This is a genomic window from Streptomyces sp. JB150 (assembly GCF_011193355.1).
Taxonomy (GTDB): domain Bacteria; phylum Actinomycetota; class Actinomycetes; order Streptomycetales; family Streptomycetaceae; genus Streptomyces.
Map to the genome: position 1 here is coordinate 6,651,029 of NZ_CP049780.1, position 16,422 is coordinate 6,667,450.

The 16,422-nt window shown below is 74.5% G+C and carries 19 protein-coding genes and 1 tRNA gene; 9 read left to right on the forward strand and 11 right to left on the reverse strand.

What is annotated here, in order from left to right:
• Positions 1-134 precede the first annotated feature (134 nt).
• Complete coding sequence (locus G7Z13_RS30300) at positions 135-1,013, forward strand: Cof-type HAD-IIB family hydrolase (protein WP_166003522.1); 879 nt, start codon at positions 135-137, stop codon at positions 1,011-1,013.
• Positions 1,014-1,157: 144 nt separating this feature from the next.
• Here the strand turns inward: G7Z13_RS30300 and G7Z13_RS30305 are convergent, their stop codons facing one another.
• Positions 1,158-2,636 carry a serine/threonine-protein kinase gene (locus G7Z13_RS30305; protein ID WP_206313171.1) on the reverse strand — a complete coding sequence of 493 codons (1,479 nt, stop codon included), beginning with the start codon at positions 2,634-2,636 and terminating at the stop codon, positions 1,158-1,160.
• A gap of 196 nt (positions 2,637-2,832) precedes the next feature.
• Between G7Z13_RS30305 and G7Z13_RS30310 the strand changes: the two genes are divergently transcribed.
• Positions 2,833-3,147: a metalloregulator ArsR/SmtB family transcription factor gene (locus G7Z13_RS30310; RefSeq protein ID WP_166003523.1), complete on the forward strand. Its 315-nt coding sequence runs from the start codon at positions 2,833-2,835 to the stop codon at positions 3,145-3,147.
• A gap of 97 nt (positions 3,148-3,244) precedes the next feature.
• Here G7Z13_RS30310 and G7Z13_RS30315 read toward each other — a convergent pair whose 3' ends face one another.
• The 5 genes from G7Z13_RS30315 to G7Z13_RS30335 form a co-directional block, all read right to left on the reverse strand.
• A complete protein-coding gene (locus G7Z13_RS30315; RefSeq protein WP_166003524.1) occupies positions 3,245-4,057 on the reverse strand; it encodes an SAM-dependent methyltransferase in 813 nt (270 codons plus the stop codon).
• A 64-nt stretch (positions 4,058-4,121) separates the two neighbouring features.
• Positions 4,122-4,769: an endonuclease gene (locus G7Z13_RS30320; protein WP_166003526.1), complete on the reverse strand. Its 648-nt coding sequence runs from the start codon at positions 4,767-4,769 to the stop codon at positions 4,122-4,124.
• Positions 4,766-5,098 carry a DUF3140 domain-containing protein gene (locus tag G7Z13_RS30325; protein ID WP_166003528.1) on the reverse strand — a complete coding sequence of 111 codons (333 nt, stop codon included), beginning with the start codon at positions 5,096-5,098 and terminating at the stop codon, positions 4,766-4,768. The genes G7Z13_RS30320 and G7Z13_RS30325 overlap by 4 nt, the downstream gene beginning before the upstream one ends.
• 34 nt (positions 5,099-5,132) lie before the next feature.
• Positions 5,133-5,615 carry a DNA starvation/stationary phase protection protein gene (locus G7Z13_RS30330; RefSeq protein WP_166003530.1) on the reverse strand — a complete coding sequence of 161 codons (483 nt, stop codon included), beginning with the start codon at positions 5,613-5,615 and terminating at the stop codon, positions 5,133-5,135.
• A 307-nt stretch (positions 5,616-5,922) separates the two neighbouring features.
• Positions 5,923-6,747, reverse strand: coding sequence for an alpha/beta hydrolase (locus tag G7Z13_RS30335; protein ID WP_166003532.1), 825 nt, complete (start codon positions 6,745-6,747; stop codon positions 5,923-5,925).
• 167 nt (positions 6,748-6,914) lie between these two features.
• On the opposite strand from G7Z13_RS30335, the gene G7Z13_RS30340 reads away from it, so the two are divergent.
• The 3 genes from G7Z13_RS30340 to G7Z13_RS30350 all read left to right on the forward strand — a co-directional run bounded on the left by G7Z13_RS30340 (position 6,915) and on the right by G7Z13_RS30350 (position 10,726).
• A complete protein-coding gene (locus tag G7Z13_RS30340; RefSeq protein ID WP_166003533.1) occupies positions 6,915-8,102 on the forward strand; it encodes a thiolase family protein in 1,188 nt (395 codons plus the stop codon).
• 103 nt (positions 8,103-8,205) lie between these two features.
• The gene (locus G7Z13_RS30345) at positions 8,206-9,711 is read left to right on the forward strand and encodes a long-chain fatty acid--CoA ligase (RefSeq protein ID WP_166003535.1); all 1,506 of its coding nucleotides are present in this window, start codon (positions 8,206-8,208) and stop codon (positions 9,709-9,711) included.
• Between the two features lie 241 nt (positions 9,712-9,952).
• Positions 9,953-10,726 carry a sulfite exporter TauE/SafE family protein gene (locus tag G7Z13_RS30350; RefSeq protein WP_166003536.1) on the forward strand — a complete coding sequence of 258 codons (774 nt, stop codon included), beginning with the start codon at positions 9,953-9,955 and terminating at the stop codon, positions 10,724-10,726.
• Positions 10,727-10,752: 26 nt separating this feature from the next.
• Here the strand turns inward: G7Z13_RS30350 and G7Z13_RS30355 are convergent, their stop codons facing one another.
• Positions 10,753-11,181: a MarR family transcriptional regulator gene (locus G7Z13_RS30355; protein ID WP_166003538.1), complete on the reverse strand. Its 429-nt coding sequence runs from the start codon at positions 11,179-11,181 to the stop codon at positions 10,753-10,755.
• 230 nt (positions 11,182-11,411) lie between these two features.
• Between G7Z13_RS30355 and G7Z13_RS30360 the strand changes: the two genes are divergently transcribed.
• A complete protein-coding gene (locus G7Z13_RS30360) occupies positions 11,412-12,257 on the forward strand; it encodes an MBL fold metallo-hydrolase (RefSeq protein WP_166005458.1) in 846 nt (281 codons plus the stop codon).
• A gap of 57 nt (positions 12,258-12,314) precedes the next feature.
• Here G7Z13_RS30360 and G7Z13_RS30365 read toward each other — a convergent pair whose 3' ends face one another.
• Complete coding sequence (locus tag G7Z13_RS30365; protein ID WP_240926396.1) at positions 12,315-12,713, reverse strand: DUF6174 domain-containing protein; 399 nt, start codon at positions 12,711-12,713, stop codon at positions 12,315-12,317.
• 213 nt (positions 12,714-12,926) lie between these two features.
• Between G7Z13_RS30365 and G7Z13_RS30370 the strand changes: the two genes are divergently transcribed.
• The gene (locus tag G7Z13_RS30370; protein WP_166003539.1) at positions 12,927-13,676 is read left to right on the forward strand and encodes a cobalt-precorrin-6A reductase; all 750 of its coding nucleotides are present in this window, start codon (positions 12,927-12,929) and stop codon (positions 13,674-13,676) included.
• Positions 13,677-13,813: 137 nt separating this feature from the next.
• Here G7Z13_RS30370 and cobF read toward each other — a convergent pair whose 3' ends face one another.
• Together cobF and G7Z13_RS30380 are read right to left on the reverse strand one after the other, a co-directional pair.
• Positions 13,814-14,587, reverse strand: coding sequence for a precorrin-6A synthase (deacetylating) (gene cobF, locus G7Z13_RS30375; protein ID WP_166003541.1), 774 nt, complete (start codon positions 14,585-14,587; stop codon positions 13,814-13,816).
• Positions 14,588-14,629: 42 nt separating this feature from the next.
• Positions 14,630-15,202 carry a DUF309 domain-containing protein gene (locus tag G7Z13_RS30380; protein ID WP_166003543.1) on the reverse strand — a complete coding sequence of 191 codons (573 nt, stop codon included), beginning with the start codon at positions 15,200-15,202 and terminating at the stop codon, positions 14,630-14,632.
• Between the two features lie 143 nt (positions 15,203-15,345).
• On the opposite strand from G7Z13_RS30380, the gene G7Z13_RS30385 reads away from it, so the two are divergent.
• Together G7Z13_RS30385 and G7Z13_RS30390 are read left to right on the forward strand one after the other, a co-directional pair.
• Positions 15,346-15,419, forward strand: a tRNA-Pro gene (locus G7Z13_RS30385).
• Between the two features lie 182 nt (positions 15,420-15,601).
• Positions 15,602-16,000, forward strand: coding sequence for a DUF6234 family protein (locus tag G7Z13_RS30390; protein ID WP_166003545.1), 399 nt, complete (start codon positions 15,602-15,604; stop codon positions 15,998-16,000).
• Between the two features lie 21 nt (positions 16,001-16,021).
• Here the strand turns inward: G7Z13_RS30390 and G7Z13_RS30395 are convergent, their stop codons facing one another.
• Positions 16,022-16,390 (reverse strand): VOC family protein, encoded by a 369-nt coding sequence (locus G7Z13_RS30395; RefSeq protein ID WP_166003547.1) that lies wholly within the window; start codon positions 16,388-16,390, stop codon positions 16,022-16,024.
• Between the last annotated feature and the right edge of the window lie 32 nt (positions 16,391-16,422).

Here is a 16,422-nt window from a genome sequence, read left to right on the forward strand (position 1 = left end):
TTGTGCCGCGCTCATGATCAGCGCGTCCGGGAAACCGGGGGAGCGGCACGTGCGCCCGGACGGGTGAGATCGCCCAGGTAGGGTTGACGGTCGGCCACGGAACGACAAAGGGCTGCCGTCGCAGGAAGCAGGACATGCCGTACTCCCACTCCCCCCTCCCCACCCCCGCCGACACCCCGGTCGCCCCCGCCGACATCCGGCTCGTGGTCACCGACATGGACGGCACGCTCCTGGACGACGACAAGCGCCCCCCGGCCGGGCTGTGGGAGACGCTGGAGCAGCTGCGCGAGCGGGGCGTGCTGTTCACCCCGGCCAGCGGGCGGCAGTACGCCACCCTGGCGCGGGAGTTCGCGCCGGCCGCGCGGGGCATGGTGTTCATCGCGGAGAACGGCACCTACGTGGTGCGCGACGGCGTCGAGCTCAGCTCCGACCCGCTGGAGCCGGACGTCGTCGCCCGGGTCGTCGCGGCGGTACGGCGGCTGTCCGCCGACGGAGTGAACGTCGGGGCCGTCGTCTGCGGCAAGCGGTCCGCCTACGTCGAGCGCACCGACGTGCCCTTCCTCACCGAGGTGCGCCGGTACTACGTCGAGAACCGGATCGTCGAGGACGTCACCGCCGTCGACGACGACATCCTCAAGGTCGCCCTGTACGACTTCGGCCCCGCCGAGCGCACTACCGCGCCCGCCCTGGCCCCGTTCGCCGGGAGCCACCAGGTCGTGGTCTCCGGCGAGCACTGGGTGGACGTGATGAACCGCACCGCCGACAAGGGCGCCGCCGTCCGTGCCCTCCAGCGGGAACTGGGCATCACCCCCGCCCAGACCATGGTCTTCGGGGACTACCTCAACGACCTGCAGATGATGGACACCGCCGAGTGGTCCTTCGCCATGGCCAACGCCCATCCCGAGGTCATCCGCCGGGCCCGCCACCTGGCCCCCTCCAACAACGACGACGGCGTCCTGCGCACCGTCCGGCGGATGCTCGGCCTGCCGGACCCGGCCCGCCCCACCGGCTGACGCACCCGGCGGCCCCGCCCTCCTGGCCTGGGCAGGCCCATCCCCGCAGCCCGCCCCCGGCGCGCCGCCCTCCGCCGGGCCGGCCTGCTCCAGGACCTCTCCGAGAACGGGAGCCCCGCTGAGCCGGCCGGCCGTGTCCCGCCGTCAGTCGTCCCCGCCCTCGTCGCCGTCGTCCCCCGCGGGTTCCGGGTCACCGGCCGCCGGCGGCGGTGCCGAGGTGGCGGGCGAGGGGACGGCGGCGGGCGTCTGGGCGGCGGCCGGGGTGGCCGGGGCCTCCACGGCCGGTGTCCCGGCGGCCGGGACCTGGCCCGCGGCGTCGCCGGCCGGGGGCTGCCCCTCGGAGTCGGGGGCCTGTGCGTCCGCGGCCGGGGTCCGCCCCTGGCCCTGCGGCGCCGCCGGGGCCGTCGCGGACGGGTCGGCGGACGTCGAGGGGTCCGTGCGGGAACTCTCCGTGTCGCTGTCGTCGGGTGAGAACAGCAGCATCCCGGTGACCATCGCGGCCAGGAACAGACCCACACCCGCGGCGCCGGCCGCGACCTTCCGCCGGTTCCCGGGGGGCGGCGGGCGGCGCCGGGAGGCCGGAGCGGAGGTCGACGGCAGCATGTACGTCGTCGCGGGGCCGGTCTCGCCGAGCGGACGCGACGGGGCCTGCGCGGGCGGCTGATGGCGCGGGGCCGGCGACCGCCGCGAGGGCGACGCGCGACGCGTCGCCGGCTGATGGCGGGCGGCCGGCTGCGGCGGCGCCGGGTGCGGCTCGGGGTGCCGCTCCGGCGCGGGCAGCTCCGGGGCGGCCGCGGGCAGCGGCTCGGGGCGGCCCTGCCAGGCCCCCGAGGCGAACCACTCCGCGACCTGCTCGGCGGTGGGCCGGTGTTCGGGCTGCTTGGCCAGCAGGCCGAGCAGATAGTTCTCGAAGGCGGGCGGCAGCTGGGCGCCCAGCTGCCGGGGCGGCGTCGGCGTGGCGTCGAGGTGCTGATGGAGGATGGCGATGGCGCTGTCGGCCTGGAACGGCGGGCTCCCGGTGAGGAGTTGGTACAGCACGCAGCCCAGCGAGTAGACGTCGCTCGGCGGTCCCGCGGGCTTGCCCAGGGCGCGCTCCGGCGCGATGTACAGGCTGGTGCCGACGATCTGCCCGGTCGCGGTGAGCGCGGCGGCCGGGTCGTCCATGAAGCGGGCGATGCCGAAGTCACCGATCTTCAGGGTGCCGTCGGCGTCCAGCAGCAGGTTGGCGGGCTTGATGTCCCGGTGCACGATGCCCTGCTGGTGGGCGGCGGCGAGCCCGGCGGCGGCCTCCGCGGCGATCCGGGCGACGCGGTCGGCGGGCTGCGGGCCGGAGCGGGCGAGCAGCCCGGCCAGGCTGTCGCCCTCGACCAGCTCCATCACCAGGAAGAGCTTGTCCTCGTACGTGCCGAAGTCCAGGACACCGACCACGTGCGGGTGGTGGAGCCGGCCGGCGGTCTGCGCCTCCAGCCGGAACCGGGAGGCGGCGGTGGTGTCGGAGTCCTGGGGCAGCAGCAGCTTGACGGCCACCGGCCTGCCGAGCGTGTCGTCGTACGCCCGCCAGACCTCTCCCATCGCGCCGCGTCCGATCGCGTCGTGCAGCCGGTACCGGCCCGCTATGAGCACCTGTGCTTCGTCCTCGTCCTGAGTGAGTCGACCGCCGCGGGGCGAACTCACCGCGCGGGTGCGGGTGATGTGGGGGAAGCGCCGCGGCTGCCTCAGCGTACCGGCAGCGCCGGGCCGTTGATCACCGCGGGCGCCCCGGCACGGGCGGGTACCGGGGCCCGGGGTCCGGCTTCGGGCGATGTGAGACGATCAGTCCATGCTGACGTCAGTTGACGCTGATCTGGTCCGGGTGCTGGCCGATCCGCTGCGCCTGCGGATCGTCACCCTGCTCGCCCACGAGACGCTGTGCACCACCCACTTGGTGGAGGAGACCGGGGCCCGCCAGACCAACCTCTCCAACCATCTGCGGGTGCTGCGGGAGGCGGGCGTGGTGGAGACCGAGCCGTGCGGCCGGTTCACCTACTACCGGCTCAGGCCCGAGGTCCTCGCGGGTCTGGCCGACGGCTTCGCCCGGCTGGCCGCCACCGCGCGCGCCACCGCCGGGAACGACGTCAAGCGCTCCTGCCCCTGACCGGTCCGCCGGACGAGCGCCCGCCCCGCGCGCGGCCGGGTTGACCACCCGCGAGCAGCACCGGCGGCTCGCCCGGCCCGGCTCCACCGCGTGACCCTCAGACCTTGCGGCCCACCGCGCCGTACAGCGACACCGGCCCGCGGCCCAGGTCCGACTCGTTCTCGGCCAGCTCCGGACGCCAGTCGGCGACCGACACGATGCCCGGGTCCAGCACCTCGAGGCCCTTGAAGAAGCGGGCCATCTCCTCCCGTGAGCGGGCCACCAGGGTCACCCCGCCCGCCGTGTACGCCGCGATGCCGCGCCGTACGTTCTCCGGTTCGAAGTCGGCGGTCATCGCCGACAGCACCAGGCAACTGCCCGGCGCCAGCGCGTCGACGAGGGTGTCCACCAGCTCGTAGGCGCCGTCCTCGTCCGCGACGAAGTGCAGCAGCGCGATCAGGGACAGGGCGACCGGCCGGTCGAAGTCGAGGACCTGGGCGGCCTGTTCGAGGATGCGGCGCGGGTCCCGCGCGTCCGCCTGGACGTAGTCCGTGGCGCCCTCGGGGGTGCCGCGCAGCAGGGCCTCGGCATGGGCGAGGACGATCGGGTCGTTGTCGACGTAGACCACCCGCGACTCGGGGGCCGCCGACTGGGCGATCTGATGCAGATTCGGTTCGGTGGGGATGCCGGAACCGATGTCGAGGAACTGCCGGATGCCCTCCTGGCGGACCAGCAGCCGGGTGGCCCGCTGCATGAACCAGCGGTTGGCGCGCGCGGCGCGCGGGGCGCCGTCGTCGATCGCCATGATCTGCCGGCCCAGTTCCTCGTCGACCGGGTAGTTGTCCTTGCCGCCGAGATACCAGTCGTACACCCGGGCCGGATGGGGCCGCGTCGTGTCGATCCTCGCTGCGGCCGGGTCGGTCCCCGTCACACGTCTCTCCTCTGCTGCGCGGGCCCCGCGCAAGGGGGGCGGGGCTGCGAGCAGTCTGACACGATCACGCGGCGCGGCGGAGAGCCTCCTCGGCCACCTCCTTCTGCAGCGCCGCCCGCACCAACGCGGCGGCGAGGACGGCCGGTTCGGTGTCACCGGCCGCCGCCAGCAGCCGGTCACGGTCCTCCGGCAGCCCCAGCCGCCGTGCTCCCGACAGTGCCTTGCCGTCGACGAAGGGGGCGACTTCCGGCCACACCCGCTGCACCTCGCGCAGGAAGATGTCCGCCCCGGCCGGGCCCAGACCGGGCACCTCCTGGAGCAGCCGGCGCAGCGCGCCGGGATCGCCGTCCGCCTCCGCGCGCAGCCGGCGCAGATCGCCGCCCCAGCGCTCGGTGAGCAGCCGGGCGCCGTCGGCGAGCATCGTCGCGGTGCGCTCGTCGTAGCGCCGGTAGCCGGCCTCGCCGAGGGCGGCCACCCGACGCCGCCGGCCGGCCTCGGCCATCCGGCGCGGATCGCGCAGCCCCGCCTCGTGCAGGGCGCGGGCGGCCGCCACCGCGACCGAGGCCCGGATCCGGGCGCTGAGCAGCACGGACAGCACCAGCAGCCGGTACAGCGGCTGGGGGGTGTCCCGCAGCCGGATGCCCGCCTCCTCGGCGTACGTCCGGCCGTACGCGCGGGTCAGTTCGCGCACCACGCGCCGCGCGTCGGTCACGGCTTGAGCGGGTCGTGTCCGATCGACATCAGCGCATGGCGGCGGCTGGTGCGCGCGGGCTCCGGCTCGTTCGCCAGATCCGTCTGTCCGGACACCATCTCCACGACCTTCGCCATCACCCGGACGTCCTCGTCGGTGAGGTCCGTGCGCCGCTTGCGCAGCACGGCGAGCACCTGCTGTCCGAGCGGGGGGCCCGCCTGGTCCGGCAGCGGCTCGGTCCGCTCGCCGGCGTCCCGGGTCCGCAGCCAGGCGTCCAGCTCCTGGGAGGTCATGTTCACGACGTGGTGAAAGTCCTCCCACAGCGCGTCGAGTCCGGCGGAATCCGTCATGGCCTGCCCCTTCCCTGTGGCGCGTCCGCAGGGGTCAGTCCTGGCGCGGGAAGTTCTCGGCGTCGAACATCCAGCGCTGCTTCTCCAGGTCGGCCGTGATGGCGATCAGCAGGTCCTGGGTGACCGGGTCCGGACCGTCGGTGGCCTCGATGCGCTCCCGCAGCCGGCCGATCGCCGCCTCCAGCGACTCCACCAGCACCTGGACCGCATCGTTGTCGCGCACCCAGCCCTCCTTCGGGCTGGGCAGCGAGAACCGGGCGGCGACGGTCTCCGGGCGGCCGTCCGGCGGCACGCCCAGCGCCGCGCACCGCTCCGCCACCGTGTCCGAGTGGGCGCGGGCGGTCGCGACCACCTCGTCCAGCTGCAGGTGGATCGAACGGAACCGCGGGCCCACGATGTTCCAGTGCGCCTGCTTCCCGATCAGTGACAGCCCGACCAGATCCACCAGCGTGTCCTGCAGCGCGTCGCAGGCGACCCGGCGGGCGTCGTCGGGCAGTGTGCTCTTCACGACGGTCATGGGGCGCTTCTCCTTCTCACCTCGTGCGAGGGTTGTCGGTCGTACGGAGCGGCGCGGCGCGCGCGGGCGCGTTCGGCGGCCGTTCGCCGCGACCCCTCCATGGGGGCGCGGGTGCCCCGCGTGTACCAGCGCAAACGCGATGCGCGCTGGCGGTGAGAGGGAGGTCCGGAGGGTGGCGGCCTCGTCCCGGTCGTCTCCGAGGACCGTCCGGTCGGTCTCCGAGGAATTCCCGTCCGGTCAGCTTCCGAGGGCCGTACGGTCAGCTACTGAGGACCCGCCCGGTCAGTCTCCGAGGCCCCCGGGCCGGTCAGTCTGCAAGGACCCGGTCCACGAACGCCGTCACCTCTGCGAACGCCTCCGCGCGGTTCGTCTCGTGGAACACCTCGTGCCGCGCGCCCGGGAAGATCCGCTCGGCCGCCGTCCCGCCGCTCAGCCGCCGCACGCCCGTGCGGCTGCCCGCGAGCGGCACCAGGCGGTCGTCGTCGCCGTGCAGCCACAGCAGCGGCAGCGGGCCCACGTCACCGCCCTCGGCGACGTCCTCCAGGGTCCGGACGAACGCCCGCAGCGTCGGCCGTTTCATCGGCCCGTGCCACACCAGCGGGTCCGCCGCGTAGCCGGCCGCGACCGCCGGGTCCCGGGACAGCGCGGCCGGGCTGACCGGGATGTCCGGGATCTCGCCGTGCGCCGCGTCGTGGGCGAGCAGTCGCGCGGGCGTCTCCCAGGTGCCGATCACCGGCCCGGACAGCACCAGGGCGGCGAGGCCGGCGCCGTACCGCTGGGCGTACCGGGCGGCGACGAGCCCGCCCATGGAGTGGCCGATCATCACCATCGGTACGTCCGGGTGCGCGCAGCGGGCGAGCCGCGCCACGGTGTGCACATCGCCGACGACGTCCTCGAAGTCCTCGATCACCACCCGCTCGCCCGCCGACCGGCCGTGGCCCATGTGGTCGGGCCCGAACACGGCGGCCCCGTGCCCGGTCAAGACACCGGCCAGGTCCGCGTACCGGCCGCTGTGCTCTCCGTAGCCGTGCACCACGAGGACGGTGTACCGGGGGCGGGGGTGCGGCCACTCGCGGACGGCGAGCGCGCCCCGCGTTCCGGTGAGCACGTGCTCGCGGTGGTCGGTCCTCATGGCTCCTCCGGCCGCGTCGGGAATGCTGGGGGAAGGTTCCGGGGGATCTTCCCAGGGAGCGGTGCGGAGGTCTACAGTCCAAAACTAGCAGTGCTAATCAATGGGCGCTCCACATCGCCCCCGGTACTGCCCTTGTCCGCTGAGCGATGACGGTCAGGAGTCCACTCGTGCGTCCCGTCCACTTCGCGGCCGCCCGCCGCACCCCCATCGGCAAGCTGCGCGGAGCCCTGTCCTCGGTACGGCCCGACGACCTCGCCGCCACCGTGATCCGCGGCCTGGTCGCCGACGTGCCCGCGCTGGACCCGGCCCGGATCGACGACGTCTACTGGGGCGCCGCCAACCAGGCCGGCGAGGACAACCGCAACGTCGCCCGCATGGCCGCCCTGCTCGCGGGGCTGCCCGACTCGGTGCCCGGCGCCACGGTCAACCGGCTGTGCGCATCCGGCCTGGAGGCCGTCACCACCGCCGCCCGCACCATCGCCGCGGGCGAGGCGGACATCGTGCTCGCGGGCGGCTCCGAGTCCATGAGCCGCGCCCCCTTCGTCCTGCCCCGCCCCGACGAGGCGCTGCCCCACCGCGTCGAGACCGCCGACACCCGGCTCGGCTGGCGCCTGGTCAACCCGGCGATGCGGGAACTGCACGGGCTGCTGTCCATGGGCGAGACCGCCGAGGAGGTCGCCGCGCGGTACGGCGTCGGCCGCGAACGCCAGGACGAGTTCGCCCTGCGCAGCCACCAGCGGGCCGCCCTCGCCCGCAAGAACGGCCACTTCGACGACGAGATCCTGCCCGTCACCCGACCCGACGGCGTCGTCGTCGACAGCGATGAATGCGTCCGCGAGGACACCTCCCTCGAGAAGCTGTCCCGCCTCAAGCCGGTCTTCCGCGACGGCGGCACCGTCACCGCCGGGAACGCCTCGCCGATGAACGACGGCGCCGCCGGACTGCTGCTGGTCAGCGAGGAGGCCCTGAACGAACTCGGCCTGGAGTCCCTCGGCCGCTACGTCGCGGGCGGCTCGGCCGGCGTCCACCCCGACGTCATGGGCATCGGCCCGGTCCCCGCCACCCGCAAGGTCCTCGCCCGGGCCGGCTGGGACATCGGCGACATCCAGGAGGCCGAGTTCAACGAGGCGTTCGCCGCGCAGGCCCTCGCCTGCGTCGACCAGCTCGGCATCGACCCCGAGCTGGTCAACCCCACCGGCGGTGCCATCGCCCTCGGCCACCCGCTCGGCTGCTCCGGCGCCCGCATCCTGACCACCCTGCTCCACCGGATGCGCCGTACGGGGGCCGCGCGCGGCCTGGCGACCATGTGCGTGGGCGTGGGGCAGGGCAGCGCGGTGCTGGTCGAACGGCACTGACCGCGCTCCGACGGGCACCGAGCCGCAGCCCGGGCGACTCGACGGGGGCGCCCGGGCCGGGCATCCGGAACCAGAGCCGCAACGAAACGGAGCAACCCCCTCCATGGCAACCCTGTCCCTGGCGAGCATCCTCGCCGAGAACGCGCGCCGCCGGCCCGCCAAAACCGCCCTCGTCGAAGGCGACCTGCGCCTCACCTTCGCCGAGGTCTGGCAGCGCGCCCTCGCCCGCGCCGGCGCCCTCGCCGCGCTCGGCGTACGGCCCGGGGACCGGGTCGCCCTGATGGCGCCCAACGTGGCCGAGTTCCCGACGGCGTACTACGCCATCGCCGCGGCCGGCGGTGTCGTCGTCCCCGTCCACCTCCTGCTGTCCCCCGGCGAGGTCGAGCACGTGCTGAGGGACAGCGGCGCCACCCTGCTGCTGTGCCACCCGGCGCAGGCTGAGACGGGAACCGCCGCGGCACGGGCCGCCGGGGTACGGGTCGTCACCCTGGGCGAGGAGTTCGGCGACCTCGCCGCGAAGACCGAACCGCTGCCCACGTTCGTCACCCGCGACGCCGACGACCCGGCCGTCGTCGTCTACACCAGCGGCACCACGGGCGTGCCCAAGGGCGCCGTGCTCAGCCACCTCAACCTGGTGATGAACGCGACCGTCAACGCCTTCGACGCCAACGACATCCGCCCCGACGACATCGCGCTGGGCGCGCTGCCGCTGTTCCACGCCTTCGGCCAGACCGTCTCCCTCAACTCCACCTGGCGCGCCGGGGCCACCCTCGTGCTGATGCCCCGGTTCGACGCGGCGCGCGCGATCGAGCTGATGGTGCGGGAGAGGGTCGACACCTTCCACGGGGTGCCCACCATGTACGTCGCCCTCGTCGCCGCGGCCGCCGAGGCGGCGGCCCTGCCCCGGCTGCGGGTGTGCGTCTCCGGCGGGGCCTCGCTGCCGGTGGCGGTCCTGGAGCGGTTCGAGGAGATCTTCGGCGTGCCGGTCCACGAGGGCTACGGCCTGTCGGAGACCTCGCCGACGGCGACCGTGAACCAGCCGGTGTTCGGCACCCGCGCGGGCACCATCGGGCATCCGCTGTGGGGCGTCGACGTGGAGATCGCGCGCGCGGACATCGAGGACCGGATCGAGCTGCTTGCCCCGGAGGAGCTGGGCGAGGTGGTCATCCGCGGCCACAACGTCTTCTCCGGCTACCTCGGCCGCCCCGAGGCCACCGCCGAGGCGCTGGTCGACGGCTGGTTCCGCACCGGCGACCTCGGAACCAAGGACGCGGACGGCTTCCTGCGGATCGTGGACCGCAAGAAGGACGTGATCATCCGCGGTGGCTACAACGTCTACCCGCGCGAGGTCGAGGAGGTGCTGATGCGGCACCCGGGCGTCGCCCAGGTCGCGGTCATCGGCCTGCCGGACGAGCTGCACGGCGAGGAGGTCTGCGCGGTGGTCGTCACCGCGCGGGGCGCCGCGCCGGACGCGGAGGACGTCATCGGCTGGTCCAGGGAGCGCCTGGGCCGGCACAAGTACCCGCGGCGCGTGGAGTTCACGGACGCCCTGCCGCTCGGGCCGAGCCTGAAGGTGCTGAAGCGGGAGCTGCGGGCGCGGTACGTCTGACGGGGAGGGCGCGCTGCGGCGGCTGCGGCGGATGGCGGAGTGTGCGCTGCTGCGGGCTGCGGGCTGCGGGCTGCGGGCTGCGGGCTGCGGGCTGCGGGCTGCGGGCTGCGGGCTGCGGGCGGCAGGCGATGGGCGGTGAGCGCGGCGCGCGGCTCGGGCGCCCGGCCCCCGGTGTCACGGGTGTCACCAGGCGAGACGGCGCGGCCCCGGCCGGATGCGTGTGCATAGCATCGGTGCCCGCATGGACACGATGACCCTCTGGCACATCACCGGCTGGGAGTTCGCCGCGCTCGCCGTCGCGGCGCTGCTCGTCGGCTTCTCCAAGACCGCGGTGAGCGGTGCCAACACGATCAGCCTCGCCGTCTTCGCGGCGGTGCTGCCCGCCCGCGCCTCCACCGGTGTGCTCCTGCCCCTGCTCATCGCCGGGGACCTGCTCGCCGTCCTCACCTACCGCCGCCACGCCCACTGGCCCACCCTGTGGCGGCTGTTCCCGGCGGTCGCGGCCGGAGTCGTCGCCGGCACCGCGTTCCTGATGTGGGCAGACGACGAGGTCGTCCGCACCTCGATCGGCGCGATCCTGCTGCTGATGGCCGCGCTGACGGTGTGGCGGCGGCGTACGGCGGACAGGGCGGCGGAGCCGGACGCGGTCACCACCCGCGCGGGCCGGGTCAAGGCCCGTGCGTACGGAGTGCTGGGCGGCTTCACCACCATGGTCGCGAACGCGGGCGGACCGGTGATGGCCCTGTACCTGTTGTCGGCGGGCTTCCGGAAGCTGGGCTTCCTGGGCACGTCGGCCTTCTTCTTCCTGATCGTGAACGTGTCCAAGGTGCCCTTCAGCGCGGGCCTCGGCCTGATCGACGGCCCCTCGCTGCACCTCGACGCGGCCCTGGTCCTGTTCGTCGTACCCGGCGCGCTGCTCGGCAAGTGGGCCGTCAGCCGCATCGACCAGCGGCTGTTCGAGCGGCTGGTGATCGCCGCGACGGTGCTGGGCGCCCTCCAGCTGTTGCTGCGCTGAGCAGCGCGTGCCGCGGGCGGGACTCCTCAGTCCCGGCTCAGCGCCTGTTCGAGCAGGTCCTTGAGGGCGCCCTGCTGCTGGGGGGTGAGGGTGCCCAGCGGGGATTCGCGGGTGAGGACGTCGAGGAGCCGGTCGCGCAGGGCGGTGCCCTCCGGGGTGAGGACGAGGTGCTTGGCGCGGCGGTCGGTGGGGTGCGCGCGGCGTTCGACCAGGCCCTGTTTCTCCAGCTTGTCGATGACGAAGGTGGCGTTGGACGGCTCGCAGCTCATGCGGTCGGCGAGCTCGCGCATGGTCATCGGCCCGGTCATCTCCCGCAGGGCGGTCGCCTGGGCGACGGTGAGGCCCAGGGTGACGGCGCGCTCGCGTACGTGCTCGGCGATCCGCTGGGCCAGGCCGTTCACCAGACCGCACAGCTCCCGCTCGGCGATGGCGTGCGGCTCCCGGGACGTCGTCATGCCCTCATGCTAGCAAGTTCATCAAGCCAGAATAATTACAGCTTGAATGATTCTAGCTTTACGTATATGGTCGTCGCAGTCATCCGACGCCCGACACCGCACCTAGGGGGAGAACCGTGACCGATTTCTTGACCGACCGTGCCGAACCGCCGAACGGGACGGAGCGGCGGGAGGGAACAGCGCGGCCGGAGTGGTCGCGGCGCCTGCGGCGGCCGGGGGTGATCCGCTCGCTGTGGCTGGGGGACACCAAGGTCACGTACGTACCGGACGGCGATGTGCGGCTGCGCCCGCGCGAACTGCTGCTGGGTTCGGACGACGCGGTGTGGGCCGCGCACCCGGAGTACCTGGACGACGCGGGCCACCTGGTGGCGAGCATCGGCGCCCTCCTGGTGGAGCGCGGCGACCGCGCGCTGCTCATCGACGCGGGCTTCGGACCGCGCCGCTGGCCGGCCGCCCCGGACGGGCCGCGCGGCGTGATCCACGGGGGAACCCTCCCGGAGCGGCTGGCCCACCTCGGCCGCCGGGCCGAGGACATCGAGGCGGTGGCCTTCACCCACCTCCACCCCGACCACACCGGATGGGCGAGCCACCCCCTGCCGGACACCGGCCGGCCCGTCTTCCCCGCGGCCGACTTCCTGGTCTCCGCGCCGGAATGGGCCCCGTACGAGCCGCCGGCGGGGCCGGACAGGCCCGAGGAGATCGCCGCCCTGGCGCCGCGCGTGCGCACGGTGGAGGACGGTCAGGAGATCTTCCCCGGCGTGCGCGTGCGGATCGGCGCCGGCCACACGCCCGGCCACACCGAGTACGTCATCACCTCCGGCGGCCGGCGGCTGATCGCCTTCGGTGACGCCCTGCACTCGTCGATCCAGGCGGACCACCCCGAGTGGACCTCGGCCTTCGACGACGACCCGGCCCGCGCCGCCGAGCACCGGCACCGCCTCGTCGCCGACCTCGCGGCCCCCGGCACCATCGGCTTCGGCATCCACTTCGCCGACGTGGTCTTCGGACGGGTCCGCCTGGGCGGCGATGGCCCCGCGTGGCAGCCGGTCGACTCCACCGAGCCCACGGACGCCTGAACTGGGCGTCAACGCCTGACCGGCCGGGGATGCCTGACCGGCTGGGGACGGCTGCCGCTACGCCCGGGGCGCGTAATCGCTGATCACGTACAGGGCCTCGTCGTCCACGGCGTTGGCGTCCCAGTCCAGTGAGATGCGCACCGGGTGCCCGTCGGCGGCGAACTCGGCCGCCGCCTCGTCCGCGTCCTCCTGCCGCGCCCGTTCCAGCTCACGCAGCAGCCCGCCGAGGGTGGGCACCTGGCCGGGCAGCCGCTTCACCATGTCGCGCGCGCTGTCGTCCAGCCCTCTGGCGTCGGTCACCCGGCCGTCCCGCACGGTCACCCGGTAGCTGCCCAGCAGGGCCCGTTCTCCTCCGCTCGACTGCAGGGTGTAGGAGTAGGCCTCCGGCTCCGTCCAGGCGACGCCGGGTCCGCAGGCCGGAGCCGGGCCGGGCGGTGGGGTCGGGCGTCGCCTCACCGGAGCAGGCGGCGGTCGCCACCAGCAGTCCGCCGGCCAGCAGGGCGGCGGCGAGCCGGGGGGCGGCGAGCCGGGCGGGCGAGGCGGGGCGAAGAGCGGTCACGGCGGAGTCCTTTCCACGAACGGCCGGGTGTCCCGGCGCACCGGTCACTCCTACGACGCGGCGGGGCCGTCATACGTTCGATGCGCTCCCCGTTCGATACGCTCCCCGCCATGCCCCGCCACATCCTCGTCCTCGGCGGCACCACCGAGGCGCGCCACCTCGCCGCCGAGCTGGCCGGACGCCCGGGCACACGGGTGACCACCTCGCTGGCGGGACGGGTCGCCCGGCCGGGAGCGGTCGCCGGGGACGTACGCGTCGGAGGCTTCGGCGGAGCCGACGGGCTCGCCGACTGGCTCCGCGCCCAGGACGTGGACGCCGTGGTCGACGCCACCCACCCCTTCGCCGCCACGATCACCGCGAACGCGGCGCGCGCCACGGCCGCGGCCGGCCGGCCCCTGGTGGTGCTGCGCCGGCCGGGCTGGCACCCCGGCCCCCTCGACCGCTGGCACTGGGCCGCCTCCCTGACCGAGGCCGCCGAGCTGCTGCCGGACCTGGGCCGCCGCGTCCTCCTCACCACCGGCCGCATGGACCTGGCGGCCTTCGCGCACCTGGAGGGGCTGCACTTCGTCGTACGGTCCGTGGAGCCCGCCGAACCGCCGATGCCGCCCGACATGACCCAGGTGCTCGCGCGGGGCCCCTTCACCGTCGCCGACGAGCTGGAGCTGCTGCGCGAGCACCGCGTCGACGTGCTGGTGACGAAGGACAGCGGGGGAGAGGCGACCGCCGCCAAGCTCACCGCGGCCCGTGAACGGGGGCTGCCCGTCGTGGTCGTACGACGCCCACCGCTGCCCGCAGGCGTGACCGCCGTGCCCGGCGTACCGGAAGCCCTCGCGTGGCTTGATCTCGACGGTCCGGGCTAACGCTCGGTCAGCCCACCGCGGGGCCACGATCACACCGCCGTGACCTGCCCGCATGCGGGGACGGTCTGCTCGGGTGCCGCCGGCGGCCCGCCCGGACGCCGCGGCTCCGGCGGTCCCGGCCCACCCGTTCGCCGAGGTCAGCTCCGCTCGGGATGGCGCCGCAGCAGATACGTGTCCATGATCCACCCCTTGCGCTCGCGGGCCTCGGCCCGCAGTCGCTCGATGCGGGGCGCGGCCTCCGCGATGGGCCCGGAGACGGTGATCTCGTCCGGGGTGCCGAGATAGGCGCCCCAGTAGATGTGGATGTCCTGGTCGGCGTACTGCCGGAAGGTCTGGTGGGCGTCCAGCATCACCACGACGTCGTCCACGCCCTCCGGGAACCCCTCGGCGAGCCGCCGCCCGGTGGTGATCTGCACGGAACCGGCCACCCGGTTCAGCCCGGTGCGGTGCCGGGCGACCAGCGAGGACACACTGCTGATCCCGGGCACCACGTCGTAGTCGAACGCGACCGTGCCCCGCGCCAGCACCTCCTCCAGGATGCCCAGCGTGCTGTCGTACAGCGACGGGTCGCCCCACACCAGGAACGCGCCGGTCTCGTCCTCGCCCAGCTCGTCGCGGACGAGCCGCTCGTAGATGTCGGCGCGGGCGCTGCGCCAGTCGCCCACGGCCGGGGAGTACGCCGCGCCGCCCGCGCGCCGGTCCCGCTCGGGGTCGCGGGCCTCGACCACCCGGTACGTGCCCTCCGGCAGGTGCGTCTCCAGCATGTCCCGGCGCAACCGGGTGAGGTCCGACTTCACCTCGCCCTTGTCGAGCAGGAAGAACACGTCCGTGCCGCGCAGCGCCCGCACCGCCTGGAGGGTCAGCTGCTCGGGGTCGCCCGCGCCGATACCGATGACATGAATCTTTCGCACGCCCCGAGTCTGCCGTACGCCACCGGCAGCGCCCCCGTGGGGTCACGTCCCGTACAGCCGGGGCGCCCGCGCCCGCGCGTCCACCACCACCGCCCCGCCGACCCCGATCCCGTCGGAGCCGTCCGCCCCCGCCTCGACGGCCTCCGCCAGCTCCCGCGCCCACGCCACGACACCCGCCAGATCCATCCCGTACGGCTCCGGCCGCCCGGAGGCCGCGGCCCACTCCTGCACCGCGCCCGCGCCCCGCCGCAGCAGCCGCGCGCCACCGGTGACATTGCCGCGGGCGGCGTGCGTCAGCCCCACGGCGAGCTGGGCCAGCCCCCGCCACAGCGCGCGTTCCTCGTCCGGCCCCGACTTCCAGGCGTCCTCGAACACCTCGTGCGCGTGGAACGGCTTTCCCGCGTCCAGCAGCGCCTGCGCCTGCGCCACGCTCTCCTCGGGCGTCCGCACGACCCCCTCCGGCTGCCGCTCCACGCCCTCGGCCCCGTACGGCAGCGGCCGGCCCAGCCCGTCGCGGGGCCGCGCGTTCCGCGCCCGCCCCTCCGCGTCCCGGTCCCGCGCCGCCGCGCCCGCCCGGCCCTCCGGCCCACCGCTTCCGTGTCCCGATCCACCCATACGACGATTGTCCCGCCCGGCCCTCTTCTCCGGTCCTCTTCGGCACCCCCTTCGGCCGTCCTTCGGCCCCCCTTCGGCTCCGCCGGGCCGGTGGGGTAAAGTGCTGTCCGCGCGATCACGCGGTCCACCGCGGGACAGCGCACCGGGACGTGGCGCAGCTTGGTAGCGCACTTGACTGGGGGTCAAGGGGTCGCAGGTTCAAATCCTGTCGTCCCGACGAGGAGTCCGCTCCGTAGTCGCGGGTCAGGGCCCCGGTTCACTTCAGGTGAGCCGGGGCCCTGGCCATTTCCCGACCGTTTCCGGCACCCACCCGAGCCGCCCCGAGCGGATAAAGCCGCGAGCCCGGATGTGAGCACGGCTACTCATGCGCGCCACCACGGGCCGCGCGATCATGCACCCATGACCGACGCCCCTCCCACCTCGCGGCCCTGGCGCCCCTGGTCGCGCCGGACGAGCCCCGGAGCGGACCTCGCTCTCGCCATCCCGCTGTTCCTGCTGGAGACCGGGTGGCTCGTGCTGGACCGGGTGTACGGCTACGGCCTGGAGGTCTGGGCGGCACAGGGCGAACAGACAGGCATCGACGCCGCCGCCCTGGCGCACATCGGGCGGCTGCGCGTCCTGCTGATCGCCGTACTCGTCCTGGCCCTTCTCGGGGCGCTCTTCCGTGCCCGCCGGACGGTGATCGTCCATCTGCTGGTGGCCCTCCTGGCGGGCGGCTCACTGATGGCCGCGCAGCACGAGCGGGACGAGAGCCGTCCCCCGCCCCCCGTGTGCGTCCGCCACGGCGCGGACTGCTGAAGGGGCGCCGGCGGCACCGCGTCACCGAGCCGGGATCGGCTGGGTCAGGTTCACCGGGTTGCCGTCGGGGTCCTCGATGTGGGCGACGCGCTGGCCCCACGGCATGTCGTCGGGGCCACCGCTGACCGAGCCGCCCAGAGCCTCCACCCGGCCCAGCGTCCGGTCGACGTCATCGACGGCGATGCTGAGCAGGATCCGGGGTGCCGCCCCGGTCGCCACGTCCGGCTTGGCCACCAGCCCGAGGTCGGTGTCGCCGATGCGCAGGCCGAGGTAGAAGACCGGTCCCTCCTCCGGCACTCGGAAGATCTCCTCAGCGCCGAGCAACTCCCGGTAAAAGGCGAGCAGGACATCGTGGCGGGCGGTCAGAATCACCGGCTGGATGGTGGACATGGCACTCCTGTCGAGGACGTGGTGTGCCGGGT